Annotated in this window: 22 protein-coding genes; 8 read left to right on the top strand and 14 right to left on the bottom strand. The window is 57.2% G+C overall.

Annotated elements, in window-relative coordinates; genetic code table 11:
* Positions 1-10: 10 nt before the first annotated feature.
* From ACR0MV_RS06470 to ACR0MV_RS06425, 10 genes are all read right to left on the bottom strand, one after another.
* Positions 11-1588: an ATP-binding protein gene (locus tag ACR0MV_RS06470; RefSeq protein WP_480701453.1), complete on the bottom strand. Its 1578-nt coding sequence runs from the start codon at positions 1586-1588 to the stop codon at positions 11-13.
* A complete protein-coding gene (locus ACR0MV_RS06465) occupies positions 1582-2268 on the bottom strand; it encodes a response regulator transcription factor (protein WP_480701452.1) in 687 nt (228 codons plus the stop codon). Before ACR0MV_RS06465 ends, ACR0MV_RS06470 begins: the two co-directional genes overlap by 7 nt.
* 162 nt (positions 2269-2430) lie before the next feature.
* The gene (locus ACR0MV_RS06460; RefSeq protein WP_480701450.1) at positions 2431-4524 is read right to left on the bottom strand and encodes a VIT and vWA domain-containing protein; all 2094 of its coding nucleotides are present in this window, start codon (positions 4522-4524) and stop codon (positions 2431-2433) included.
* Positions 4521-5960: an exosortase T gene (gene xrtT / locus ACR0MV_RS06455; protein ID WP_480701449.1), complete on the bottom strand. Its 1440-nt coding sequence runs from the start codon at positions 5958-5960 to the stop codon at positions 4521-4523. Before xrtT ends, ACR0MV_RS06460 begins: the two co-directional genes overlap by 4 nt.
* Positions 5961-6048: 88 nt before the next feature.
* Positions 6049-6972 (bottom strand): hypothetical protein, encoded by a 924-nt coding sequence (locus ACR0MV_RS06450; RefSeq protein ID WP_480701447.1) that lies wholly within the window; start codon positions 6970-6972, stop codon positions 6049-6051.
* A gap of 6 nt (positions 6973-6978) precedes the next feature.
* Positions 6979-8292: a TRAP transporter large permease gene (locus ACR0MV_RS06445; RefSeq protein ID WP_170423336.1), complete on the bottom strand. Its 1314-nt coding sequence runs from the start codon at positions 8290-8292 to the stop codon at positions 6979-6981.
* A gap of 4 nt (positions 8293-8296) precedes the next feature.
* Entirely contained in the window at positions 8297-8830 is a 534-nt protein-coding gene (locus ACR0MV_RS06440) for a TRAP transporter small permease (protein WP_170464674.1), read from the bottom strand.
* Between the two features lie 67 nt (positions 8831-8897).
* Positions 8898-9875 (bottom strand): TRAP transporter substrate-binding protein, encoded by a 978-nt coding sequence (locus ACR0MV_RS06435; RefSeq protein WP_475206811.1) that lies wholly within the window; start codon positions 9873-9875, stop codon positions 8898-8900.
* A 48-nt stretch (positions 9876-9923) separates the two neighbouring features.
* Positions 9924-11177, bottom strand: a complete 1254-nt coding sequence (locus tag ACR0MV_RS06430; RefSeq protein ID WP_480701445.1) for an NAD(P)/FAD-dependent oxidoreductase — start codon at positions 11175-11177, stop codon at positions 9924-9926.
* A complete protein-coding gene (locus tag ACR0MV_RS06425) occupies positions 11174-12307 on the bottom strand; it encodes an enolase C-terminal domain-like protein (protein ID WP_480701443.1) in 1134 nt (377 codons plus the stop codon). Before ACR0MV_RS06425 ends, ACR0MV_RS06430 begins: the two co-directional genes overlap by 4 nt.
* A gap of 99 nt (positions 12308-12406) precedes the next feature.
* Between ACR0MV_RS06425 and ACR0MV_RS06420 the strand changes: the two genes are divergently transcribed.
* Complete coding sequence (locus ACR0MV_RS06420; protein WP_480701441.1) at positions 12407-13327, top strand: LysR family transcriptional regulator; 921 nt, start codon at positions 12407-12409, stop codon at positions 13325-13327.
* Here the strand turns inward: ACR0MV_RS06420 and ACR0MV_RS06415 are convergent.
* Complete coding sequence (locus ACR0MV_RS06415) at positions 13288-14982, bottom strand: thiamine pyrophosphate-binding protein (protein ID WP_480701439.1); 1695 nt, start codon at positions 14980-14982, stop codon at positions 13288-13290. The genes ACR0MV_RS06420 and ACR0MV_RS06415 overlap by 40 nt on opposite strands.
* A gap of 109 nt (positions 14983-15091) precedes the next feature.
* Between ACR0MV_RS06415 and ACR0MV_RS06410 the strand changes: the two genes are divergently transcribed.
* The 7 genes from ACR0MV_RS06410 to ACR0MV_RS06380 all read left to right on the top strand — a co-directional run bounded on the left by ACR0MV_RS06410 (position 15092) and on the right by ACR0MV_RS06380 (position 20876).
* Complete coding sequence (locus ACR0MV_RS06410; RefSeq protein ID WP_170423322.1) at positions 15092-15796, top strand: GntR family transcriptional regulator; 705 nt, start codon at positions 15092-15094, stop codon at positions 15794-15796.
* Positions 15793-16512 (top strand): aspartate/glutamate racemase family protein, encoded by a 720-nt coding sequence (locus ACR0MV_RS06405; protein WP_170423320.1) that lies wholly within the window; start codon positions 15793-15795, stop codon positions 16510-16512. Before ACR0MV_RS06410 ends, ACR0MV_RS06405 begins: the two co-directional genes overlap by 4 nt.
* A gap of 126 nt (positions 16513-16638) precedes the next feature.
* Complete coding sequence (gene queC, locus ACR0MV_RS06400) at positions 16639-17337, top strand: 7-cyano-7-deazaguanine synthase QueC (protein WP_170423318.1); 699 nt, start codon at positions 16639-16641, stop codon at positions 17335-17337.
* Positions 17337-17690 (top strand): 6-carboxytetrahydropterin synthase QueD, encoded by a 354-nt coding sequence (queD, locus tag ACR0MV_RS06395; protein WP_480701438.1) that lies wholly within the window; start codon positions 17337-17339, stop codon positions 17688-17690. The genes queC and queD overlap by 1 nt, the downstream gene beginning before the upstream one ends.
* Positions 17687-18388 (top strand): 7-carboxy-7-deazaguanine synthase QueE, encoded by a 702-nt coding sequence (gene queE / locus ACR0MV_RS06390; RefSeq protein ID WP_480701436.1) that lies wholly within the window; start codon positions 17687-17689, stop codon positions 18386-18388. The genes queD and queE overlap by 4 nt, the downstream gene beginning before the upstream one ends.
* Positions 18389-18404: 16 nt before the next feature.
* Complete coding sequence (gene queF, locus ACR0MV_RS06385; protein WP_480701434.1) at positions 18405-18869, top strand: preQ(1) synthase; 465 nt, start codon at positions 18405-18407, stop codon at positions 18867-18869.
* Positions 18870-19019: 150 nt separating this feature from the next.
* Positions 19020-20876 carry an SLC13 family permease gene (locus ACR0MV_RS06380; protein ID WP_480701868.1) on the top strand — a complete coding sequence of 619 codons (1857 nt, stop codon included), beginning with the start codon at positions 19020-19022 and terminating at the stop codon, positions 20874-20876.
* 9 nt (positions 20877-20885) lie between these two features.
* On the opposite strand, the gene ACR0MV_RS06375 is transcribed toward ACR0MV_RS06380, so the two are convergent.
* The 3 genes from ACR0MV_RS06375 to ACR0MV_RS06365 are packed head-to-tail and all read right to left on the bottom strand — an operon-like array spanning position 20886 to position 26010.
* Positions 20886-22214, bottom strand: a complete 1329-nt coding sequence (locus ACR0MV_RS06375) for an HlyD family type I secretion periplasmic adaptor subunit (RefSeq protein WP_480701432.1) — start codon at positions 22212-22214, stop codon at positions 20886-20888.
* Positions 22214-24298, bottom strand: a complete 2085-nt coding sequence (locus ACR0MV_RS06370) for a peptidase domain-containing ABC transporter (RefSeq protein ID WP_480701430.1) — start codon at positions 24296-24298, stop codon at positions 22214-22216. The genes ACR0MV_RS06375 and ACR0MV_RS06370 overlap by 1 nt, the downstream gene beginning before the upstream one ends.
* A 5-nt stretch (positions 24299-24303) precedes the next feature.
* Positions 24304-26010: an ABC transporter transmembrane domain-containing protein gene (locus ACR0MV_RS06365; RefSeq protein WP_480701429.1), complete on the bottom strand. Its 1707-nt coding sequence runs from the start codon at positions 26008-26010 to the stop codon at positions 24304-24306.
* Positions 26011-26102 lie beyond the last annotated feature (92 nt).

The raw sequence follows: 26102 nt of genomic DNA, 5'->3' as shown, positions 1-26102 counted from the left end.
CGCCCTCGCGTCAGGACGCGTCGCTTGCCCTTCCAAACGTCAATCGGAATAGCGCGCCGCTTTCGACAGGTTCCGCGCGAATGCTCGCGCCCACCTGCTCTAGCACTGCTGCAACAATGGCTAACCCCATGCCCGTGCCCCCCGCATCTCGGCGCGTGGTAAAGAACGGTTGGATAATCCGGTCATGGTTCCGAGCAGAAATTCCGTTCCCATTGTCCTGAACAGTTAGGCTGTCAGAAGTGGAATCGTAAGTGAAATCGATTTTTGTGGCGGAATTCTGCTGCGCGTTCTGCAACAGGTGGTGCAGCACGATCTGACTTTGGTCAGGCGACAGCGGTAGCGTCACATCCGCGTCGGTGTTCAAATTAACGATCAAATCCCCAAACTCACCGGTCGTGATCGCCACACTCTCTGCGAGCGAAGACTGCTCCGGGCCGGACTGCGCCGAAGCACGCGCCAGTTCACGCAGTCGCTCCAACAGCGCGTTCATGCGCAGGCTCTCTTCCTGGATATTACTGACCAGCTTCTTGTGCCGATCCCCCGACATATCGTCGCCTGCATCAGCCAGTAGCTCCGCCGCGCCCAGAATGGCCGTAACCGGGGATTTCAATTCATGCGTGACGTGGTTCGTGTAAGTCTCAATCGCCGCAGATCGGTCCGACAGGGTGGATGCCATTGACACAACGTTGTTCCCCAGATCGGCAAGCTCACGCACACCATAATGGCGGACCGGGTCCGGCACTGGTTTCAGCCCCGTTGCTACATCCCGACTTTGGGCACTGAGGTCGCGGATGGGCTTGGAGATCAATCGCCACATCAAAAAACCGACCAGCGCCGCCGAGAGCACCATGAACGCGGCCACTGATCCCAGCGTATAGCGCTCTTGAAACAGGAATTTGCGCAGGTCCATGGGTGTACGCGACAGATAAACCGCTCCGACAACCCGGTCGCCGACAACAACGGGATGCGCAACGAACACGCGATAGGACGTATCGCGGCTGATAGAATTCAAGAGATGCCGGTTGGTCTGATCATCGCGATAGCGCAGCAGCGTCACAGTCTCACCCTGCAGCGCCTTTATCACTTCGGGGACGTCACCCAAAGTCCCGGTGACCTGTCCGCTGCTGGCAATGATCTGGCCGGAATGATCCAGAAACAGATATCCCGACAGCGTCGTTTTCCGCGCCGACTTTGCCAACTGAGACAAGTCTTCCGCAATTGTCGCGTAGGGTGCACCCAATTCCGCACCCGTTTCGACAGGGTCGGAACGCGCGGGCAGAACTTGCCCTCGAAACAAATCCAGACGGGGTGGAACAGGATGAAAATCCTGAGCGAGCCGCTCAATCTGATCAGGGCCCAATGGATGCCCGAATTCTGGCGACGGCTGCTGTTGGGCGAAAGCGGCAGCGTAAATCTCGGCAAAGATGGCTGCCTGCGCTAGCAAACTACGCTCTGTTTCGCGGGCGAACTGATTACTGGACAACCGCGCGCCCAGAACGCCAATGACGGGTAGCGCAACCAGCGCGCAACAGACCAAAGAGATCACCAACGCCAGCGATGGCCGCCATTTCTGCGTGACCTTCAACACCGGCAAACACCCAGCTTGACCCCAACGCCGTGCACCGTCTGGATCAAATCCGCATACCCAGCAGACCGCGCCTTTTGGCGAATATTCCGGATGTGACTGTCAACCGTTCGGCCCGACAAGTACGTATTCTGCCCGTAAACCTGTTCGATCAGCTGGGACCTTGAGAAAACGCGGTCCGGTGATTTTGCAAGTGTCGCCAGGACCGAGAATTCGATCCCCGTCAATTGAAGCTCAACTTCGGCAAGGGTGCAACGATGGGCGGTTTCGTCCAGTCGCAGATCATCGAAAACGATAGCTCGTTCAGCCTGTGCCGATGTAGTCGATCGGGCAAGGATCGCGCGGATGCGAAGAACCAGTTCGCGCGGGCTGAAGGGCTTTGTAACGTAATCGTCACCCCCAAGCTGAAAACCCAGAATGCGATCTATTTCTTCATCCCGCGCGGTCAGAAACAGGATCGGGACGTCTGAGGCCCGGCGGATTTCCCGGCATGCCTCCAACCCGTCCATGTCTGGCATTCCAATGTCCAGAACGATCAGGTCGGCGGCAACCTCGCTAAACCGATCCAGCGCCTCAAGACCGGTCGCCGCTTCGACTGTTGTGAAGCCGGAATCCTCAAGCGCGAAGCGCACGACATCACGAATACGGGCATCGTCATCTGCAATCAGGATTTGGTTTGCCATGGTCTTTTGCCGTCGGTTTTGCTTGCGTGTTTCGATCACAGATCACACCGCCGCTGGCGCGGTCAAGTGAGGGGTTCGCCCTGTCGGGGCACATCGGTGCCCGCCATGTGATGACTCCATCCAGCCACCAAGCGTCTGTACACAATTTGTAAGGGACACGCCTCATGCTGCTTTCCTCCGTATGCGAGACAGGCGCAAGGCCCCCAAGGCCATCAGGGTGATGATCCCGAAAAGGGTCTGGGGTTCCGGTGTGGATGATCCGCTGAACCCGGTATTTGGATAGGCATGTGCGCTGATACCGGCCACCTGCGGTAGCGGCACTGCAGTTTGTGCGGCCAGCATGCCGCTATCATTCACAACCGCTTTGGAGACCGCCACGAATGAGGTGTAGCGGGTCTGAAGATTGAACCGCAGACCCAAATCAGCGATGCGGTCTTCCAACTGCCGCTCGTCACCATCCTGGACTGCGATGGCTCGGTCTAGATCCGCGATTTTCTTACGTGCCCAAGTCAGCGGAAGCGCTGCGCTGCGCAATGCTATGCTCTCGTCGGTGGGCACAGTCGGCAAGTCCAGCTTCAAAGGCAAGTTGGCTTTGCGACCCTGAACCAGCCCATTGATCTGAACATCCGCTGAACCCCCACTTTCATAGCGCGCCAGAACACGAACCGAGCCGCCCTCAAAAAGGTCGGGTATACGCTCGGGGACGACATCAGTGACATTCAAGTCACCCCAATCAACTGAGATATCCGTTAGAACCGGCGACTTCAGATCCCGAGCCAGCGTTTCGGCCACTTCCGAGGCGTCCTCGGTCGGGTCCACATAGCGCGCATACCCGCGACCCTCATCTGCCATGGCATCCAGAAGATAGCGGTTTACAGACGTCCCGACGCCAAAGGCGTAGATGCGTGCGTCGCCAATTTGTCGGCGGATTCTATGCAGCACACGCGCCTCGTTGCCGATGTAACCATCGCTGAGAAATACAACGATCCGCAGCATGTCGGCAGGTTGTCGGGTCGCAAAGGCGTGCCGCATGGCATTGTCAACCTCGGTGCCGCCCCGTGCCCTGAGGCTGCGCACAAAGCGCAGACCGGCGGCAATGTTCCGGCGCGTTGCAGGCACCGCTTCGGTCGCAAACTCGGACGCCTCGGACGAGAACCGAATGACGCGAAAATAATCCTCAGGACGGAGACCTTGCAGCGCGGCATTCATGAACTGCTTGCTTGCCTCCAATGGCGCACCGCTCATGGACCCAGACGTATCCAGAACAAAGACCAGCTCACGGGCGGCAATCTGATCCGCCTCGGGCAGTTCCGGCGGTTCGATCATCAAGGACACAAACCCGCCCCGGTCGTCATAATGCGAAAGGATGCCGGCGGTCGTATCCTCTGCCCCAAGCTCATAGCGCAGGATGATATCCCGATTGTCAATCACGCGACCGGCCGCTAAGCCAGCCTCAATCGAACCATCGTTTTCAGTAACATTCAGCTTATGCGTCGCACTCGTGAGACTCGAAATCGGCACAGCGGCTTCGAGAGACAGATCAAGTGAGACGCGTTCAGGATCGATCATGTCCGGGATGGTCAGGCCGGAAACGGGTGGATACTCGGGTAGCCCAGACACAAGCCAACTGCCCGCTTGCGTTGTCTCGTGCTGCGCGTCATCGGCGGCAAATTCAGCCAAAACCGGATCGCCGGGATCGCTTTGTTCAGCAGTTCCCTGGTAGCGCGGGCCAACAACAAGGGGCAGCACCAGTTCATACGCGCCATCGATCTTAGGAACAGGCTGCACATAATTGAGCGTGACCGAAATCGGGCGCCCCGGCATGAGGTTAGCAATGTTCTGTGTGAACATATTGGGGCGATGCTGTGTCAGCAGCGCCGCTGCTTTGCCCTCCTGCTCAGCGTATTTGAATGTCTGCTCGGCCTCGGCTTTGCGCTGGATTTGCGCCGCTACGACCTCTTCTCCAACCTGCATCTCCATCGCATAGACCGCAGCGTTTTGATTAAGCGGAAACAGGTACTCTGCCGACATGGGCAAATCCGAGGGATTGGCAAAGACCTGCCGCACCTGAACCGTGGCCATATCCCCCTGAATATCAACCTTGAGGTCCGATTTCAGCAGCGGCATGTCCACAGGCCCTGCGGTGGTCGAACCGACAACGCGTCCCGCTAAGTCCTCAACGGTTTGGGCAAAAACGCCTTGCGCCCAAATCCCTGGCACCGCCAGAACCGTTAGGCAGGCAAAGTATCGTATCATATGTCCGTTCCTTCGATGAGTTGAATATCAAGAGAAGCCAATGCGGCAGCCTCCAACGCTGCACCCGTCTTTGGGTCAAGCTGCCAGGGCGTGATCCTTTGAACGCTGCTCCAGGTGCCGCCCGATCCGGCCATCCAGTGCCAGATCGCTTCGCCTACGCTGGGGGTGACATGTCCGTCCTCTGACACGTAACTGACCGCAACGCGCCAGCGGTCTCCGGCCGGGCCGATAGCCTGGTAATAGGCGGTGGGGGCACCATCGTACCGGGTGCCAAGAAACCGGACCTTGTAACCCAACCCGCGCAGACAGATTTCCGGCGCGTGCAGATGCCGCAAAGGTGCGCGGGTGCTGACAACGTTCAATCCAAGTGGACCGAATTGCGCCTTTTGCGCCTGTCCGCCGTAGGTTTCGAAATACGTGGCCTCCAGCGGAGTCAGCGGTACGTTCTGCGCCCTGTAACCATGGATCTGCCCGGGCATTGCCGGAAGCTGAACCACGCCGGACACATCTACCGGTTCGGGTTTCAGCGAAACGATTGTGAAACTGGCCAGCAAACAGATCACGGCAACCGGCAGAGACAATCGAGCGGGTGCAAGGCGTTGTGTTTGAAGTTTTTTTACGCTTACCGGGCGGTAGAACCAGGCAAACGGCAGCACGGTCAAACCCAATGACACCAGGCCAATCAGCGAATGCCACGGCTCTGCCATCACGTCGAACTGGTTAACCAAACCAACCGCCAGGAACGAGATGCGCAGGCTGTTTCCGATCACAGCGCATCCGGCCATAGCCACAACGCTCAGGATAGCCGTCATCATGTGTGGGCGCATGATAGCGTTCTGAACCACGACAAAGGCCGTTGCCAGCAGCAACCCTGACGCGCCTGAACAAGGCAGATCCACCAGGATATCCTGATTTTCCAGCGTAACTCGGACGCCTTCGCAGATCACGCTGGGGAACAACAGACCCAGCATCCGACACGAGATATCTGCCGACACCATCTGCAAGGGAAATCCCAGCGTCCGTTGCAAGATCACTTCGGTCGGCAACGCGAACAGGAACAAGGCTGCCATCCAAAATGGCGACAGGGCAAAGGGGCGCCGATCGAGCCGCAGGAGGCGCACCAAAGCAAAGACATCCACGGCAAGAGCAAGTGCGCTCAGGATATTAATGGCCAGCACCTGACCCATCAATCGGGTCAAAGCTGCGCCAAAAAGCAGAGCAAGAACCGGAGCGTTGGCACCTTTTTCGGTTGCCGGACCGCTGAGAATACTTGCGCCGGCCAGCGCGAGGATCAGCAGAACATAGAGGTATCCGTATGACCCATAAGCTGGACTAACCCAGCTTTGGACAAGCCACTGCAAGGGCTGGGCGGCAAGGATCACCGACGCCAATGCCAGCGCCATCCAAGCCAGAGAGTCTGTGACAGGTTTCTTCATGCCCGCAGGATCGCGAGAGAATGCGCAATTCCCCTGCCCGAGTTGTGCAGATTTTCATGATTTGCAATCGGCTACCAGCCTGATTGGCCTACTGCCGCCCTTGGTGCACCCGCCGCATGACCATTGGCGTCAGGTACATTGGTATTTGATATGCACTTATGAAAACCAATACAGGCGCGGTGACCTCGGCCGGCAATGCCAAAAAGAAGATCGCGACATTTCGGTTTCCAGCGATGACCGATACGGCCGTGACCTTGTCCGCGGTCATTCGGTTACGCGTCACAAAAAAAGCAACCAATTGCGCTCCAAAATTCACCAGACAAGCAAAGATCACCCAAAACAGTGCGACGGCGGTATTGGCCAGCGCTGTTGCCGCCAATGTGGGCATGAGGCCGATCACAAAAACCGCAAAAGTAATCGTCGCCAAACCTTCCAGGTTCTTAAGAGCCGTTTCTGACGGCGTCCGCAAAAAGACCCGCCGCACCAGAACTGCCGCAACAGTTGAAACGGCAATGGTCAAAAACAATCGCAGCACCGCCGCCAACACGGATTGAATGTCCCCCAGTTCGGGCATCAACAGGAATATGGGAAACACAGTCAGCGGCAAAACAGCAGTGCCGATCACCATCAAGCGCAGAGCAAACTCCGCCGGGTGCCCCATCATCAGGCACATGTTGGCACTGCCTGCTATCGAAGGTGCCGACGCCATGATGAGCAAAGACAGAAAGACCGGCGAGCCCGTCCAACCGCCCTTCAAACCAATCCCGACGAGCGTCAACGGAAGAGCAAGTTGAAACACTGCCACGGTCTTTGTCACTTGCCGCAAGTCCATCAAAGAACCGACAAGCAGCACTGGATCGATGCGTAGAACTGTTAGAAACAGCAACAACGCGACCAGCGGAGGCAGCAAGGCGCGCATCGGCTCTGCCAGCCCGGGCAACAACAACCCGGCGACCAGTCCCATGACCAGAACATAAGGGCCATGGCGGGCCGCCAGGTGAAGAGGGTTCAACGTTCGTTACCCGCCGGGGCTTTGTCGCAGATTCTCCGGTAGCCAAGTCGCCAGTTCGGGGAACCAGATCAGGACAAAGACCATCAGAACCATGATCAGGAACATCGGGATCGCGGCGCGCGCGATATAGCTCATCTCGTGGTTTGTCATGCCTTGCATCACGAACAGGTTGAACCCGATCGGCGGCGTAATTTGCGCCATCTCGACGACAACAACGATAAAAATGCCGAACCAGATCAGATCGATGCCTGCGTCGCGGATCATCGGCTCTACCACTGCCATCGTCAGAACGACCGAGGAAATTCCGTCCAGAAAACAGCCAAGGATGATGTAAAATACCAGCAAAACCATGAGCAGTTCGAACCGCGTCAGCTCCCATCCGGCGATCAGATCAGCCAATCCGCGTGGCAGGCCGGTGAAACCCATGGACAACGACAGGAATGCGGCACCGGCAAGGATCAGCGCGATCATGGCGCTGGTTCGCGTGGCACCCATCAGGCTTTCGGTGAAGGTCTTCCACGTCAAAGACCCCTGCCCTGCGGCCAGCAGCAAACCTCCGATCACGCCGAAAGCGGCCGCTTCGGTCGCTGTGGCATAGCCCAGATACATCGACCCGATCACCACCATGATCAGCAGGATGACGGGCAGCAGAAATCGCGAGTTCTTGATCTTTTCAGAGAAGCTCAGCTTGTTTTCGGTATTCGGGTTCCAGTCCTTCCCGAATTTCGAATAGATCGCCACATATCCCATGAACATCGTAGCCAGCACCAAACCGGGCAGGATGCCGGCAAAGAACAGCTTGGTGATCGATTCATTGATAGTGACACCATAGACGATCAAGGTCAGCGAGGGCGGGATCATCAATCCCAGCGTGGCCGCACCCGTGAGCGTGCCGATGATCATCCGTTCTGGATAGTTGCGCTTGCGCAATTCCGGGATCGACATCTTGCCCACGGTGGTCAGCGTTGCAGCAGACGACCCCGAAACAGCGGCAAACACCGTACACCCGACGATATTCGTATGCACCAACCCCCCGGGCAACGGCGCCATCCACGGAGACAGACCCTTGAACATGTCCTCGGATAATCGCGTTCGATAAAGGATTTCGCCCATCCAGATGAACATTGGCAGCGCGGTGAGTGTCCAAGAGGAAGAAGCCGACCAGATCGTAGTGATCATTACGTCGCCAACCGGGCGCGAAGTAAAAAGCTCCATCCCGACCCAGGCGACGCCCATAAGCGCCAGCCCGACCCAGACGCCGGTGCCAAGCAGGGTGAACAGAACAAAGAGGAAAAGGATAATGACGGACAGGTTTTCCATGCTCTTACTCCCCGTGGCTCTGATCGGCCAGATCGCGGACGATACGGTGATCGCCGCGGAACAGCACGTGGATCAGATGATCCGTTAGGGCGATGGCAAAAATCACCGCACCAATCAGCATAGTTGATTGCGGAATCCACAAAGCCGTCTTGTCCTGACCTTGGCTGACATCATTGAACTTCCAGCTCCAGTAGACAAAGCGGTAGGCGTACCAGCAGAAATACCACATGACTGCGGCACCGATGGCAAAGCACCAGATTTCAAGGATGCGACGCACCTTGTCGGGCACGGCGTTCAACAAGATGGAAACGCGGATATGACTGCCACGGTTCAACGCGTTGGCAAACGCCAAAAAGGAAGCGGCGGCCATGGCGTAACCTGCATAATCTGGTGCGCCGGGAAAGACTTCTCCGGTCCAGCGGGCCAGCATCTGCACGACGATCAGCAGCAAGATGGCGATCAGGCTTAGTGCCGCCAAAACCCCTGATGCCAGATAAATGAAATCCAGAACGGACCTGAGCCCTCGCAACGCCGCCATGCTGTCCCCGCTTTGATTATTCTTTGGAATTCGGGCGGCAGTTCAAGCCGCCGCCCGAATGGGTCGGTTACTGAGCCGAATTGAACGCGTCGACGATGGCCTTGCCTTCGTCACCAGCAGCTTCAAGCCATTCATTGGTCATGGTAACGCCGATCTCTTTCAATTCGTTGGTCATCTGCTCGGAAGCCGGACCAACGGTCATACCGCCATCGCGCAGACCTTGCAGGGTAAAGCCGGTATATTCCTTGGCACGCCAGTTACCGGCATATTCCGCCAGTTCGGCGCAGGCTTTTATAACGTTCTTGTTGGCGTCAGACACGCCCGACCAGACGTCTGAGTTGACCATCACGTAGTTACGCGGCAGCCAGGCGTCGACTTCATAGAAATAGTTAAGGCTTTCCCAGACCTTCCGGTCATAGCCCGTCGAACCCGACGACACCATCGAGTCCGCGACGCCAGTGGCAAACGCCTGACTGATTTCGGCCGCTTCGATGGTCACCGGCAACATGCCTGTCAGCTCTGCCAGACGCGAGGTGGCATTGTTGTAGGACCGGAACTTGATACCTTCCATATCCGCGACCGAGTTGACCTCGTTCTTGAAATACAGACCCTGTGGCGGCCATGGAACGGCATAAAGCAGGGTCAGGTTCTGTTCGGCCAACAGCTTTTCGATCGAGGGCTTTGCAGCCTCCCAAAGCTTGGCGCTGTCATCGAAGGACGTAGCCAGGAAAGGGATCGAGTCGAACCCGAACAGCGCATTTTCGTTCTGGTGGCCAGACAACAGGCGCTCACCAATCGGGGCTTGGCCGGTCTGAATAGCGCGCTTGATGTCCGCACCCTTGAACAGTGAGCCGGACGGATGTGTGACGATCTCGATCTCTCCACCGGTGCCGGTAGTCACGCATTTGGCGAACTCCGCGCCTGTGGCTGAATGGAAGTTCGACGCCGAATACGCCATGGGCATATCCCATTTTTCAGCCATCGCCGGAGCGGCGGCTGCAGCGGTCAAGGCGGTTGCCGCCAGAAGGCTAGTCAATTTCTTCATCTTTTTCTCCCTGTTTAATGTCGTGTCTCCGGCGTTCGTCACCGGTATTTATGAAGTTGCGTATCGGGACGGAGCGTAAACGCTCATGTCCGTGTTCGGAGCTCTGCCCGCGATCATTTGCGCCAGCAAACGCCCTGTTTTTGGCCCGCCTGTCAGGCCGATGTGATGGTGGCCAAAGCCCATGAACGCGCCGTCAACGCCCGGAACCTCGCCGATGATGGGGATCGAATCCGCTGGCGCAGGCCGATGGCCCATCCACTCCACCTCATCCTTCCATGTCACGCCCGGAAAGGCCGCCCGGGCATTTTTGCGCATTAACTCGAACGGTGCCCGCGAGGGCGGCGCATCCAGCCCGCCGAATTCGACGATCCCAGCCAGTCGGATACGACCATCCATAGGTGTGGCCACAAATTTGCCTGACGCCACCATAACCGGGTTTTTGGGCATTGCGGAAGGTTCCACTAATTCAAGATGATACCCACGCTCGGTTTCCAGCGGAACGGACACACCCAAATTTTTGGCCAACGGCCCCGACCAAACCCCCGCGGTAACAATGGCGGCATCACATTCGATAGTCTCACCACCGGCTCGTACACCCGTGACTGTTCCGCTCTCGCGCACAACGTCATCCACGGTCGCGCGGACGATCCGGCCGCCTTTCGCTTCGACATGCGCGGCAAGGTCTTTCACATACCGCCCGGGATCGGTGATATGCCCGTGATCTGACAGTTTTGCTGCAAACCCGATGTCTTTGCTGAAGATCGGGTCGTATGCGTGAAAGGCCTCGCCCTCCAGTTCTTCCCATTGAAACCCATGCTCGCGTCGAATGCCCCAGCCAAAGGCATCACCTTCGAAATGCTGGCGGTTCTCGTAGAGGAACAGATAGTCCGACGGGACAATCCACTTTTCGGCCCCGGTGCCCTGCGCCAATGCCTGATGGTCGTTCAGGCTGTCTCCGACGATGGGGGTCAAGGCCGCTGCGATCCGTTGGACATCTCCGGCGTTTGCGTGTTTCAGATACCGCATTAACCACGGCAGCAACTTGGGCACATAACCCCATTTCATGAACAACGGCTGGGACGGATCAAACAACATCCGTGGCGCTTTTTTCAGCAGCCCGGGCACCGTCACCGGAATAATCGAGCAAGACGCCAACACTCCGCCATTCCCGTGCGAGGTGCCTTCGCCGGGGCCCGCCTTGTCGATCAGGATGACGTCATGCCCATCGCGCTGCAGCCAGACCGCGGTCGAAACGCCAACAATGCCGGCGCCGATGATCGCTATGGTCTTTTTCTCGTTCATGCGGCCACCGCTTTGGACACAGCATAGTGATTCAACTTGGCAACGTCTGGAATTCCGCCCAAACCGGGTCCTTCGGGAACAATCACCTGTCCGTTTTTGATCTCGAAGGGCTCTTCCAGAATATCCTCGGCCAGAAAATACGACGCCTGATAAAACTCACATCCCAACGAAATCTCGGGCGTCGCGGCAATCATGTGCGTGCCCGCCAGATGCGCCAAACCGGCCTCAAACATATCGCCTCCATAGGCGCTGAGGCCATGAGCCGCCGCCATTCGGGCGACCGTCTGAGCACGCGTCAAACCCCCAGACTTCATGATTTTGACCGACACCCCGTCGCAAATCCCCTCGCGCGCTGCGTGTTCCATATCTTCGGGACCAAAGATGCTTTCGTCGGCCAGCAAGGGCACGTCCGTCATACGCCGCAGCTTGGCCATCATGCCGTAGTGATGCGAACGCACGGGTTGTTCGATGAAATCAGGACCGAACTGCGCCACGTCGCGCACCTGGTTCGGAGCATCCTCGATCGACAGACCCTGATTATAGTCGACGCGCACTGAGAACTGAGGGCAGTTCTGCGCCAGATATTCCAAGCGCATGATGTCAAACGCGTGGTCCCTGAACCCTGTCTTCAGTTTCACGATCCCAACACCATCCTCCTGCAAACGTGCGAGAAGATCGATGTCCTGTGCAAAATCCGGATTGGCGATTGAGCAGCTTAACGGGATCGCATCCCGACACTTTCCGCCCAGCAAAGCCCACACAGGCACAGCGCAGATCCTGCCTGCCAAATCCAGCAAAGCGGTCTCCAAGGCTGCCTTGGCCTCGGTGCAATGCGCCACGGCGTAGGCCGCGCGCGTCATGATTGCGGCCCTGTCGGAAACGCGCGCACCGACTACCAGAGGACGCAGGTACCTGTTCAATGCTGCAAAAGTTGCTTCGGGCGTTCCCGTGAAGACCGACCAGGGCGAGGCCTCGCCGAAGCCGTAACTGCCATCTTCTGACGTCAGACGTAAGATGACGACCTCGCACACCCCTTCGACGGACCCGATGCCGTGATCACGCCGGGATGTGACCGGCAGTTCAAGGTGCCAAAGGTCAAAACCTGTTATCTTTTGTGACAGATCGCCCATGCATCCTCCCAAGCGATAGGAGGCAGCCTGCCTTGACCAATATATCATTTCAAATACTATCTTTTCGTAAGTCCATCATAAGAAATGATGAGGTAGCTCATGTCGCTGCGTTTTCGCCAGTTGCAGGCGTTTCACGCCATTATGGAAACCGGCACGGTCACCGGGGCCGCGTCCGTGCTGGGTATCTCACAACCGGGCATTAGTAACCTTTTGGCACAGCTCGAGCGCGAAGCCCGCCTTCCGTTGTTTGAACGCACCAAAGGGCGGTTGCTGCCGACCCCAGAAGCGGAACTGTTGTATCGTGAGGTGGACACTGTGGTCCGAGGGCTGGATCACGTTGCGCAGGCCGTTTCAGATTTGCAAAACAAACACCCCGGCCAACTGCAGGTCGCCGCACCACACCTTCTGTCCTTTGGGTTCATGCCGAGAGAGATCGCGCGATTTGCAAAATCCCGCCCCAACCTCTCGGTCAGCTTTCAATCGCAATACTCGTCAAAGATTCAGGAATGGGTCATCTCGGGCCTGTTCGAAATCGGTATTGTCGAGATGCCAATTCTGCACGACACGCTGAACTATCAGGTGTTTCATTTCGAAACGATGGCGACCTTCCCGGAAAACAGTCCTCTCGCCGACCACGACACTCTGACGCCGGACCTCCTGGAGAATGAACCTTTCATTGTCATGGGGCCCGAACACCAGACCCACCGCCGAACCCGCGACATTTTTCAAGCCGTAGGATGCAGTTGGAACACGCGTATTCACACGCATCTTTCGGAAAACCTGCTGAGCTTTGTCAAACAGGGGATGGGCGTCGCAATGATCGACCCATTCACGGTGACGTTCGATGGCGAGAGCGGGTATCAAACCCGCCCATTTCGACCAGCCGTGATACTCGATCTGGCGATCATTACAGCCAAAGGGCGCCCTCTATCCACAATTGCGCAAGAGTTTTTAGCCCAGTTGACCCCGGCGATTGCCTCTTACGCCACCCATTCCGAAACCGGTGCCGCCGCTTCGTGAAGCGGTTGCGAATGGATGTCGACCAGCGTCGGCCCGTCATGTTCTATCGCCTCTTTCAGCACTTTATGCAGGTCGTCCGGATCCTTGACCGTCCAGGATTTGACCCCGAAGGCCTCGGCCACAGCGGCGTGATTGGTGCGGTTGAAATCGACATTGTAGTAACGCTGGCCAAAGCCTGCATTCTGACCCGCTTTGATCCAGCCAAATACTGCATTTGAGAATACGATCGAGGTGATTGGCATCTTGTGCCGCACCATCGTTTCAAATTCACCACAGGCGAAACCGAACGACCCATCACCCATAACGGCCAGTGTTTTGACCGATGGCCGGCCCACATGCGCGCCCATGGCGGCCCCTAGCGAGTATCCCAGCGCGCCGTGCGCCCGGTTGGTGATGAACTGTCGCCCGGGCTTGCGCCAACGGTAATGCGCGCTGAAATACGGACAGGGTGTACCGGGGTCAGCCACGACAATCGCGTCGTCATCCAATATGTCCATCAACGCAGCCATTACAGCTTCGGGCCGGATCGGGGTATCTCGGCTGGCTGCGAGAGGTGCAAAATCGGCCAATTTGACATCCCACGCGGCTTTGGCCTTGGCTGCGCCATTAAAACCCGGAAAATCTCCTCGCGCTTCAAGCGATTGCGCCAGGGCTTCAAGTGCCAGACGGGCATCGGCACAGATCGCCACCTCGGTCTGATAGTTCGCGCCAATCACCATTGGGTCGCTGTCGATATGGATGATGGTTGTGTCCCGGCCGGGACTGCGCCAGCGCTCGGTCGTGACGGACCCGGCGCGGCAGCCGACGAACATGACAACGTCTGCCTGATCGACCACGGCACGGGTCGCTGGGACCCCGCCATTTGAGCCTACGACACCCAGAGCCAGCGGGTCGGTCTCGGCAATCGAACCCTGTCCGGACACAGTTGTTGCAACCGGAATGTCCAAAAGCTGCGCGACACGGCGCAATGCGTCTTCCGCCCCGGACAAAACCGGGCCGCCGCCGCACACGATGACGGCGGATTTGGCTTGTGCCAGAATGTCTGCGGCTGCCTCAATCGCGTCCAGATCAGGCCCTGCCCGTTCGGCGGGATAGCTGCGATGTCGCGCATCGGCCCAGATCTCGGCCTCGTCCACTTGCGCTTTCTGAGTGTCAAACGGCAGCGCCAAATGTGTGGCTCCCGGTGTGCCGGTTGTCATTGCCCGAAACGCCGCGCGAACCATTGCTGGCAACCGCGTGGCGTCATCCAACGAGGTGTTCCACTTAGCCAAGGGCTTGAACAGCGCTGCCTGATCCAATTCGGTCAGCGGGTACTTCCCTCGGCTTGTCGTGGCGACATCCGAAGTGATCGCCAGAATAGGGACCGAGCTTTCATTGGCCTCGACCACTCCGGGAAGGATGTAGGTCGCACCCCCACCGGACGGGCCTTCGCAGACGCCGGGCTTGCCGGTCACGCGGGCGTAGCCATCTGCCATGTAGGCGGCGTGCCGTTCATCGCGTGTCAGGATGTGCTGAATGCCATGATCCATACGCGCCAAGGCGTCATAGAAAGGCAACGTCGTGTCGCCGCACAGGCCAAACATATGTTTGACCCCGTGCGCCTCTAACATCCGCACCATGGCTTCGGCGCCGGTCAGATAGTTGGTCCCTGTCATGGCTTGGATTCCTTCGATTCACACCTGCACACAGAACTGTATACAGTTTTGTATATTGATTTCAACAGCGGCTTGTGGCACCCCTTGGCAAAAGAAAAAGGCACAGGTCATGGCAGGTCCACGCGTCGACGACATTTACGATCAGGTAAAGGCAATGGCCGTCTCGTTTCGCCTGCGGCCCGGGGACCGGTTGAACGAGGTGGCGCTGTCCAAGGAATTGGGCGTCAGCCGTACGCCTCTACGCGAGGCCCTGAACCGGCTGGTTGCAGAACGGATGTTCGATTTTCGACCCGGCCAGGGGTTTTTCTGCCGCCCATTGGATGCGCAAAGCGTTTTTGATCTGTTCGAGTTGCGGCAGATTATCGAAACCGCCGCAGTGCGTGCGGCTTGCGCAAAGGCCTCTGACGCCGAACTGCAAGCGCTGCGCGATGAACTGTACGCGACCGGCATCGACATCACCGGATTGACCGTGGAAGAGGCTGTTAGCCGTGACGAGGCGTTTCATCTGGGCATAGCCACTCTTTCCGGCAATGCCGAACTGGTTCAGACGCTGACCCGGATCAACGAACGCATCCGATACATCCGATGGGTTTCGATGAGCTTGGATCGGGTTCAGCGCTCGAAAGAGGAACACAAACGGGTCATGCAAGCGCTGCTGGAGCGCGATGCGGACGAAGCCGCACGCGTTTTGGGTGCGCATATCGCCAAGCGGATGGATCAGGTGCAGGATGCGGTGCGGCACGGGATATCCAGCATCTATATGGAAGGGTCCCAGAACATCTCGGCCCGGATAATCGAGGAGGCACAGGGATGATCGCCCAGGGCGGAAAATCCATTTACGGCGCGTCGGTCGGTATACTCATGCTGGACGCCCGGTTCCCGCGGATCCCCGGTGACATGGGTAACGCTGTGACGTGGCCGTTTCCGGTGCTCTATCGCATCGTCCGGGATGCTTCACCGGACCGCGTGGTGCGGCACAGGGCCGAAGGGATGCTGGACGCCTTTATCGACGCAGCGCGCGATTTGGTGAAAGACGGTGCTGATGGCATCACCACCAATTGCGGGTTTCTGTCCCTGTTCCAGAAAGAACTGTCCGAGGCGGTGCCGGTCCCGGTCGTGACGTCTTCGCTCATGCAAGTGCAGACGGTGAACTCAATCCTGCCTGCCGGGAAGCGCGCAGGGGTACTGACGATTTCCGCGTCGACACTGACCCAGGATCATCTGATCGCTGCACAGGTTCCTGAAGGAACCCCGATCGGAACCACCGAAGGCGGTCGCGAATTTACCCGCGCAATCCTTGGAAACGAGCTTGAACTTGACGTCGAAAAGGCACGGACCGACAACATCGAGGCCGCCGTTGCCCTGCAAGCTGACAATCCGGATCTCGGCGCGATTGTGCTGGAATGCACGAATATGTGCCCCTACGCGTCGGATATTCAGCGCGCGACGGGTTTGCCCATCTTTTCCATCGTAACCCTGGTCAGTTGGTTTCAGGCAGGGCTAGTACCGCCTACTTTTCCCGCCCACTGACGCAACAGTCAGTCTGAAGACCCGTTGATGCGCACCAAGTCGTGCATTGCGCTTACCGACAAAAGTTCGTAAGCGTCCGCCCCGCCGGTCGCAGCCTACCCGGCTATCAAAACAAGGACTGAAAATATGAAAACGACATTGGTCTGCTCCGGCGGACTGGATTCCGTATCGCTTGCGCATGTGCTGGCTGCGGAAGGGAACCTGTCACGGCTTGTGTCTTTCGACTATGGCCAGCGTCACACCAAGGAACTGACATTTGCAGCCGCCTGTGCAAAACGGCTGAACGTGCCCCATCACGTCATAGATCTGCGTTCGGTCGGCGCATCGCTGACTGGCTCGGCCCTAACCGACGACTTGGATGTGCCTGATGGGCACTATGCGGAAGAGACGATGAAGGTCACCGTGGTCCCAAACCGCAATGCCATCATGCTGACGATCGCCTATGGCGTGGCAGCGGCACAGGGCGACGACGCGGTTGCGACAGCCGTGCATGGGGGCGACCACTTCATTTATCCCGATTGCCGCCCCACATTCACCGACGCGTTCGACCGAATGCAACGCGCCGCGCTGGACGGCTATGCAGACGTGGCGCTGTACGTCCCGTTTGTACATCGCAGCAAAGCCGATATCGTCCGCGAGGGCGCGCGGGTGGACACTCCGTTCGACAAGACGTGGTCCTGCTATAAAGGTGGCGAGGTTCACTGCGGACGTTGCGGGACATGCGTTGAACGGCGCGAGGCGTTCAATCTGGCCGGTGTGGCCGACCCTACCCAATACCAAGACCCTGAGTTCTGGAAGTCGGCCATCGCTGAGGCGCGCGTCTGATGTATAGAATTACCAAAGAGTTCCACTTCTCCGCTTCACACCAGCTGACTCATCTGCCTGAGGATCACCAGTGCGCCCGCCTGCACGGTCACAACTACATCGTTGTCGTCGAACTGGCAGGGCGTGATCTGAACAGTGATGGGTTCGTGCGGGACTATCACGAACTAAAGCCGCTCAAGACTTATATCGACGATGAGTTCGACCACCGACATCTGAACGATGTGCTGAACGTCGTGTCGACTGCCGAGAACCTCGCGCGGCATTTCTTTGATTGGTGCGCGGATCGTTGGCCCGAAACCGCAGCGGTCAAAGTGTCCGAAACGCCCAAAACCTGGGCCGAGTACCGCCCATGACGCTGCGCATATCCGAGATTTTTGGCCCCACGGTACAGGGCGAAGGCGCTCTGATCGGACAACCCACAGTCTTTGTCCGCTCGGGCGGATGCGATTTCCGCTGCAGCTGGTGCGACAGCTTGCATGCGGTCGACAGCGCTCATCGCCATGATTGGGCGGCGATGGAGACTGAGGCGGTCTGGCGCGAAATCCACCGTTTGTCTGGTGGGCATCCCTTGACCGTGTCCCTGTCCGGCGGCAACCCCGCCATTCAGGACTTTGGACCGCTGATCCGGCGCGGTGTGGCGGAAGGTTATGCCTTTGCCTGTGAAACGCAGGGATCGATTGCCAAACCATGGTTCGCCGATCTGGCAATGCTGGTTCTCAGCCCCAAACCGCCGAGCAGTGGTGAGGACATGGATTGGGCCGCGTTCGAGGCTTGTCTGGCGGTTCGCCCCGCTCAGACGGCACTTAAGATCGTGATCTTTGACGATGCAGACTTCATCTGGGCCCGCAGCGTCGCAGATCGTTACCCGGACCTGCCGCTCTATCTGCAACCGGGTAACCCGGATACCGACCCGACCAGTCCGGTTGACCTGACCAAAGCCACCAGCCGCCTGGAATGGCTGATCGAAAAGACTCTGACCACCGGATGGTTCGCGCCCCGCATCCTGCCGCAGCTGCATGTGGTGGTCTGGGGCAACAAACGCGGCGTTTGACCGTAGGAGAGATAACATGACCGACAATATCTACAGCAACCTCACCCAACTGAGTGGAGAAACCAAAATGCCTGCCAACCCGGAAGAGGCCGTTCTGGAGCGCGTTCAGAACCCGCAGGCAGACGTAGACTACAACGTGCGCTTTACCGCGCCCGAATTCACCTCGCTCTGCCCGATGACGGGACAGCCGGACTTTGCGCATCTCGTGATCGACTATGTGCCCGACCAGTGGTTGGTGGAAAGCAAAGCGCTCAAGCTTTTCTTGGGCTCGTTCCGCAACCACGGCGCGTTTCACGAAGATTGCACAGTCTCTATCGCGCGTCGTCTGCAAGAGTTTCTTAAGCCACGCTGGTTGCGGATTGGTGGCTACTGGTACCCGCGCGGAGGCATCCCGATCGACGTGTTCTGGCAAACCGGCGCGATGCCCGAAGGCGTTTGGATCCCCGATCAGGGTGTGCCGCCGTATCGCGGCCGGGGATGACCTCAACCCCGCCAACCTGCGCAACTATGTTTCGCCTTGCCGCGCCATTTTGAAATATCATGACAAGAACAGCCAAATGGGTTAGGTGTTCTTGTTACGAAGAACGAATTCCCGGTGAAGTTTGTGGAACAGGTGGCCTTTAATTTTGAGATGGGCGTTGTATGCGCCCTTCTGGCCTTTACCGTTTTCCTCTTTGTTTCCGAAATCGTCCGAATAGACCTGTCCGCCATTCTGGTTCTGGTTCTGATCGGCCTGCTCAGCTATGCGCCCGGTCTTGAAAACCTGGCGGATGTCCCGCGCTTGTTTGACGGGTTCGCCTCGAACGCGGTCATATCCATCATTGCGGTCATGATCGTTGGGGCCGGTCTGGACAAGACCGGGATCATGAACAAAGTCGCCGCGGTAATTCTGAAATACGGCGGCAAATCCGAAAACCGGGTTCTGCCGATCGTCTCGGGCACGGTGGGCGTGATTTCGTCATTCATGCAGAATGTCGGTGCCGCTGCCCTGTTCCTGCCCGTAGTCAGCCGGATTTCCTCGCGCTCCGGCATTCCGTTGTCTCGCCTGCTCATGCCAATGGGCTTCTGCGCAATTCTGGGCGGCACGATGACCATGGTCGGATCATCACCCCTGATCCTGCTAAACGATCTGATCCAGACGGCCAACAATGGGTTGCCTGCAGATCAGCAGATGGAGCCGTTTGGCCTGTTTTCAGTGACTCCTATCGGGGTGGCTTTGATCCTGACCGGTATCGCCTATTTCCTGCTGCTCGGACGCTGGGTGTTGCCGGGAGATGAAGGGTCCGACAACACCGGGACGGGCCAAGGTACGCAAGAGTATCTGCAGCGGGTTTATGGTCTGAAGGCGGATGTTTTCGAGGTAATTGTACCCGCAGAAAGCCCTCTGGTCGGGCAAATCCTGGCGGACATTAACCACGAAAACCACCTGTACATCATCTCGACATTCTACCGAGGCAAGACCTCGATGGTTCAGGTCCTGACTGCGGAAATTGCCGCGCCTTGCCGGTTGGCGATCATCGGACGTCGTTGGGTGGTCGAGGAATTCGCGCAAAAGTACGGGCTGACGGTGCTGCCCGAACTGGACATTTTCGTAGAAGAATTCGCCCCAACCAACGCAGGCATTGCCGAAGTCGTCATCACGCCCGATAGCAAACTGATTGGTAAATGCCCGCGTGAACTGTTGTTCCGCAAAACGTACGGCATGTCCTTGCTGGCCATCCATCGCGGTGAAGAGACACTCAGCCATGTCGAGACGGAAACACACCATTCCACCCAGATCGGGCTTGAGAAATTTCAGGCTGGTGACATGCTTGTCGCCCATACGCGATGGGACAACCTCATGCGCATCAAGCGCGACCCGGATTTTGTCGTTGTTACGACCGACTTTCCACAAGACGAGCTGCGTCCGCAAAAAGTCGGATGGGCGCTCGCCTTTTTTGCGATTTCGCTATCGTTGATTTTGTTTACCGACGTGCGGCTGTCCCTCTGCCTTTTGACCGGCGCCGCGGGAATGATGCTGACCCGCGTTCTAAGCGTCGATGAAGCCTATCGCGCGGTCGGGTGGAACACCGTTTTTCTGCTGGCGTGCTTGATCCCCTTGGGACAGGCGGTGCAAAACACGGGGACTGCGGCGTGGATTGCACAGCAGATCATGGTCATTCTGGACGGCTGGCCGATCTGGTCGCTGCAAGCCGGTGTGGCCGTTCTGGCCACTGCGTTTTCGCTGGTGATGTCTAACGTCGGAGCCACGGTTCTACTCGTGCCACTAGCCGTTTCCATTGCCGTTGCGGCCGGCGGAAATCCAGCCCTCTTTGCGCTGACGGTGGCCATATCGACATCGAACAGCTTCATCATTCCCACACATCAGGTGAATGCCTTGATCATGGGCCCCGCAGGGTACAAGGTCATGGACTTCGTACGGTCAGGTGGTGTGATGACCGTCCTGTTTCTGATTGTCTCCATGCTGATGCTGAATGTGCTTTACTGAATGCACAGGCTAGCGCTCGTTGAATGCGCGCTCCATAGTCATTTGCACTGGCTTCAAAAGGTAAGCCAACAAGGTTTGCTCCCCTGTCGTCATCTCTGCGACGACTGTCATCCCGGCCTGCAATGGCCGCTCCCAGTTACCAGCCCCAATACTGTCTTCGGACAATTCGAAAGCCGCGCGAAAATAGGTCTCACCGGTTTGTTCATCTGTCATAGGCACAGGATAGATTGACTGCAGACGCCCGTCGACTTTACCAAACCGGCGCGCATCAAATGTGTCGACGCTGACAGAAACCGGCTGATCTGCAGCGACATGCCCAACCTCGGAATTGGCAATGCGAGCCTCGACCACGAGTGTTTGATGCGTTGGTAGAATCTCAAAGATCACCTCACCGGGGGCGATGACCTCTCCCGCATTGGGGAAGGCAACCGCCTGAACAACGCCACGCGCCGGAGCTGAAATACGTAAGGCCGAGAGCTTAGAAGTGACGCCTTCCAAAGACACACTCAGCTCTGACTGTTTTTGTTCAAGCTCGGATTTTCGGGTCAGCAGTTCGTCACGCAGGGTCAGGGTTTCTTCAGCCTTGGCCGCACGGGCCAGCATCAGCGCGCTTTGGGCTTCGGCGACCCGCACCCGGGCATCAGAAGCCGCGGCACGCACAGCGTCCACCTCGTCCTCTTCCTCAAGAAATTCGCTCAGGGATTTCAGACCGCGGGCCCGCAATTGAGCGTAGCGCTTAAGGATCCCTTCTTTCTTCTGCACACGCTCCTGCGCTAATTGGGCGGCTTTCATCAGGATGTCCAACGTGCCTTCCTGTTGGGAAATTGAGGCATCTTTGATGCGTTGGTTTTCAGAATACAGCTCCAATCTCGCGGCAGCAGCCACAAGACCCTTCGAACTCAGCGCCGCTATTTCTGATCTGCTTGGCAACGCCTCGCGATCCAATATCGCCAATATTGCGGCCGCCGTGTTCAAGTCGCGCCTGACCCCCGCAAGTTGGTCGGACAGAACAGCCCGTTCTCGGGTCAAATCCGGATGGTCCAGCTCGACCAGCAGATCGCCTGCCTCAACCAATTGGCCGTCAAAGACATGAACAGCTCGCACAATGCCGCCAGGCATTGTTTCGATTTGCGGATAAGCGCCGACCGGCAGGATCGTTCCCGGCGCGCGGGTGATTTGCGGCACCGCTGTTTGCCCCGCCAGCACAACGAGACTACAAATCATGGCAGAAACAGCCAGTGACAGAAACGCTGCAAACCGAGGTCGCCGCAAGCGACGTTTACGATTGGCCCGTTCCATCGGACCAGAAGCTTTCGTTGTCTTTAAGTCTTTTTTCATCATCCCCTCCCAAGCGTTTTCAAAACAGCCTGCAGTTTCTTTCGACCCGTCTCACCCGTCGCGTTCACCACAACCCTGTCCCCGTTCAAAAAGACAAAGCGATCAGCGAACGGCACAAAGGACCGGTCAGCGGTTGCAATAACGACGGTTTTACGTCCCTGTTGGGACCGGACCCAATTTCGGAAGCAAGCGCGGCGATGATCTGAAAGGCCGTTGGTTGGCTCAGAAAACAGATAGACCGAGGATTGCCGTGCCAGGCTGCGCGCAAGAGCCAAAGACTTTTGGGCGGCGGTCGGCAATTGCGCCAAACCATCGTCCGTAAGGCGGGTACTGATTCCGTCGGGCAACAGGCCGCGATCGTGAAGCAAATCCAACTGTTCCAAAGCCGCCCGAATGTCATCATCGGAAAGCGACGGCGCGGCCAATCGAAAGTTCTGGGCGACCGTGCCGTAGAAAAAGGCCGTATCGTAAGTTGCGTAGGTGATAGACTTGCGAAGCTCATCCCGAGCGATCTGACGAATGTCTACTCCGTCATGCTCAATCGTGCCAGCCAGAGGGCTGTAAAGGCCATCGATCAAGTCCAGAACCGCAGTGCGACTGGCCGCATCGCTGCCCATGACCAAAACGACCTCACCCGGTTCAACATTGAAACTGGCTTGAGACAAAAGCGGCGCATTTAACGGGTCAGGCCGATAGGTCACGGCAGAGAAAGTGATCGCGCCACTCATGGTTTTTTGATGTGTCGGCTCAAGGCCAACCTGCATTTCTTCATTTAAGCCCAAAACGCGATCCGCCTGAAGTCGACTGCTGTGAAAGGAAAGAAGCTGCGGGAAACTGGAATACAGGGCCTGGATCGGCGACAAGACTTTGGATACGAGGGCAATTGATGCAATCAAAGCGCCAAAGCTGATCTCACCGCACAACGCGCCATGCGCGCAGAGAATGATCGCACCCATAGTTGCGAGCGCCGTGACGGATTGCGCGAAAGATTGAGAGAACGCCTGAAATTGTCGCGCACGGCGCGTTGCGGCCTCGGCTTGTTCTGCCATCGGCAAACTGCGCGCCAACCATTGCGACTGCATGCCGAGATTGGCAATCGCACGCTGATGTCGAATAGCGTCCTGCATCGCAGCCTGACTTGACGCCGCGGCCTCAGTCGCTTCGTCGTCCAGCCGCTTCTGACGCGGGATAGTGAACACCCCCAGTACGACCAAAAACACGGCCAAACCAAGCGTCAACAACCCAACCTGCGGGGCGAGATATGCAAGAAACGCAAAGAAGATCAAAACAAACGGAAGATCCAGCAGGGTCGTCATGACCTGCCCGGTGAAAACGTCGCGCAATGACTCGAACTGACGAAAACGCGACAGCTGTTGATTGATGTCCGATTTCTGAAGCTGGCTTAGGGGCAGCGAAGTCAGCTTGCGAAACAACGCTATCATTAACTGGCGTTCGCCCCGCCAACCGATATAGGCCAATGCCCGGGTCCGCGCATGGCGGAAGCACAGATCTGAAACCGCGATTATCCCAACGCCAATCACCAAGGAAAACAGCAGATCGACTGAACCAGACGGGATCACCCGCTCGTAGATGCCCATGATCAACAGCGGCACCATCAGGCCGAGAATATTCGATAGCAACGAGGCCATCAGCAGCCATGGCATCATTGGCCCAAGCTCCGCAAACGCTACGCGTACGGACTTGATTTTGGGATTAGCCTTTTGGTGTGCAAAACGGTCTATTCGGATAACCGTGCACCGTTGGCGCCCCGGGATTACATGCCTAAGGTCCGGGTTCTGATCATCGCTGACTTGCAATTCATCATCAGTGCGGTTCAGAGCAAGGTAGCAAGCCCCGTTTTCGGGTATGACCAGTGCCGGGCATTCATGCTGAGTAATGTCGCGCTCACGACATCTGATCTGCGTGTATGGGATTTCGAGGTTTTCCAGTGTCTGGAAAACATCCTCGGGTTGCAGTTGTTTCAGCATGTGCGGAAAGGCCTCAATCAACCGATCCTCATTGCTTCGCCAGCCGGCCTCAAGAAGCAACTGATAAAGGATCCCGCGCGCTGTTTGGGTGTTCATCAATGTCACGCAACACCTCTTTTCCATGTTTCTGACGCTGCGCGTTCCAGATCTGCGTCGACTGCCCAGGCCGCAAGATCGAGTGCATTTGAGGCCCTCAAACGAACGGTAGTGTTTGTCAGTTGTTTCATCCGCGGATCCGGGCTGACCACGATGACGGTGATCAAAGACGAGAGCGTTCGCATATAATCAGCCAATGCCTCACGTTCAGGCGTGTCCAGAACGGCAGTCGGTTCATTCATCAAAATCACCCGCGGCTGCAGTGCCAGCGCTCGTGTGAGGGCAATCAATTGCCGGTTCACGGGGTCGGCCTCAAACCCTGAGCCGGTGTTTAACAGCGTCGCATATCCCATGGGCAGACGGTGAATTCGTTTTTCCAACCCAAGCGCGATTGCGACCTGCTTGGCGCGCGCGGCCGTGTCCGCCGCACCAAAAGCACTGAGGTTTTCCAAAATGGTACCGGAAAAAATGGCCGGCTCTTCCTCCAACACGACCAGCGCGTTTTGGCCCCGCCAACCAACTCGGTCCCGAGCCGGTGCGCCATCTATCAATACTTCTCCAAAGTCAGGGGTCGTTTGACCTGCGATGGCGTCAAACAAAGCACCAACCATCCAGCTTTCGTCTGCTTCAATCAGAACGTTGTTTCCAGGCACAACGTGAAAAGTGACAGGTGCAGTTCTCTGACTGTCTTTGAGGGTCCCACGCAGCGACAACCCAGACACATCGATCCGGCCTATCAAATTGCCACGCTTGGCCTCAAAACCGTGGTGCGTTTCGATTTCATTTATCTCTGCCAAACGCGTTTTTGACAAAGTCAGATTTTCGGATTGCACCCACAGCGCCATGAGTTTGGTCAACGGTTGAATGATCCGGCCATTCAACAGCATGCAAGCAGCCAATTCTGCAATACCGATCAGATCGACAATGACAAGATAGGCCCCCAATAAACCCATTGCGGCCACAGCCATCTGCGAAAAAATGGCGCCAAAACTTTGCGCAAATCCGGAGAATTGGATTAGTTTTCGACTAATATCAACAGTTTGATCCTCAAGCATTTCAAATCGGCGCGCCATTTGCGGCTCCATCCGGTTTGCCTTGATCGTGGGCATGCTGGACAATAACTCATACAAAAATGCGTAACGGCGCGTATCCAGCGACTTGCGCTGTTTGAACAGATGCCGTTGGCCACGCTTCATCACCCCGGCAAACGCAAGGACAATGCAAAACGCCCCAATTGGCACCAAAATCAACCAACCGCCGATCAACCCGATCATAGCCGCGAACAAAACCGTAAAGGGCAAATCGATGGAAAGGGTTTGGTTCTGACCCGAGTGATAATCCCTGAGTTGTCCGATCGCGCTGAAGCGCTCTGCGTAACTGCTGGCGGGTTCGCGGGAAAACGCCAGCGTATTAGCGCTCAGAATCTTGGACAAAAAGCGGCGGTGGTTCGAGATTGCAGCGGCTTCGGCTGACGTCGTCAAAAGTACAGCTCGGCAGTGCCTCAGTAACAGTTCCAACACGGCACCGACCAACAGCACGACCGTTAGAACCCGCAATGTCTCCCAAGACTGAAACGGAATAACCCGGTCAAAAATCAGCAATATAGAAATCGGCATCAAGAGCGAAAGAAGGTTCATCGATAGCGATGCAATCCAAAGCGGAGCATCAAACTCAAACGCCGAAACACGGCCAACAAATCCACGTATTTCCATGATGTCTTCGCCCCTTTGATCTTGGCAAAGAAATCAGCGCGCGTGTTTAAGAACCGTAAACTTTTGGCCCACATACCTGTAAGAATTTCCTT

The organism is Ruegeria sp. BC3 (genome assembly GCF_056539265.1).
Note: the sequence above shows the minus strand (reverse complement) of the source record. Positions and strands in the feature narration are given on the sequence as shown.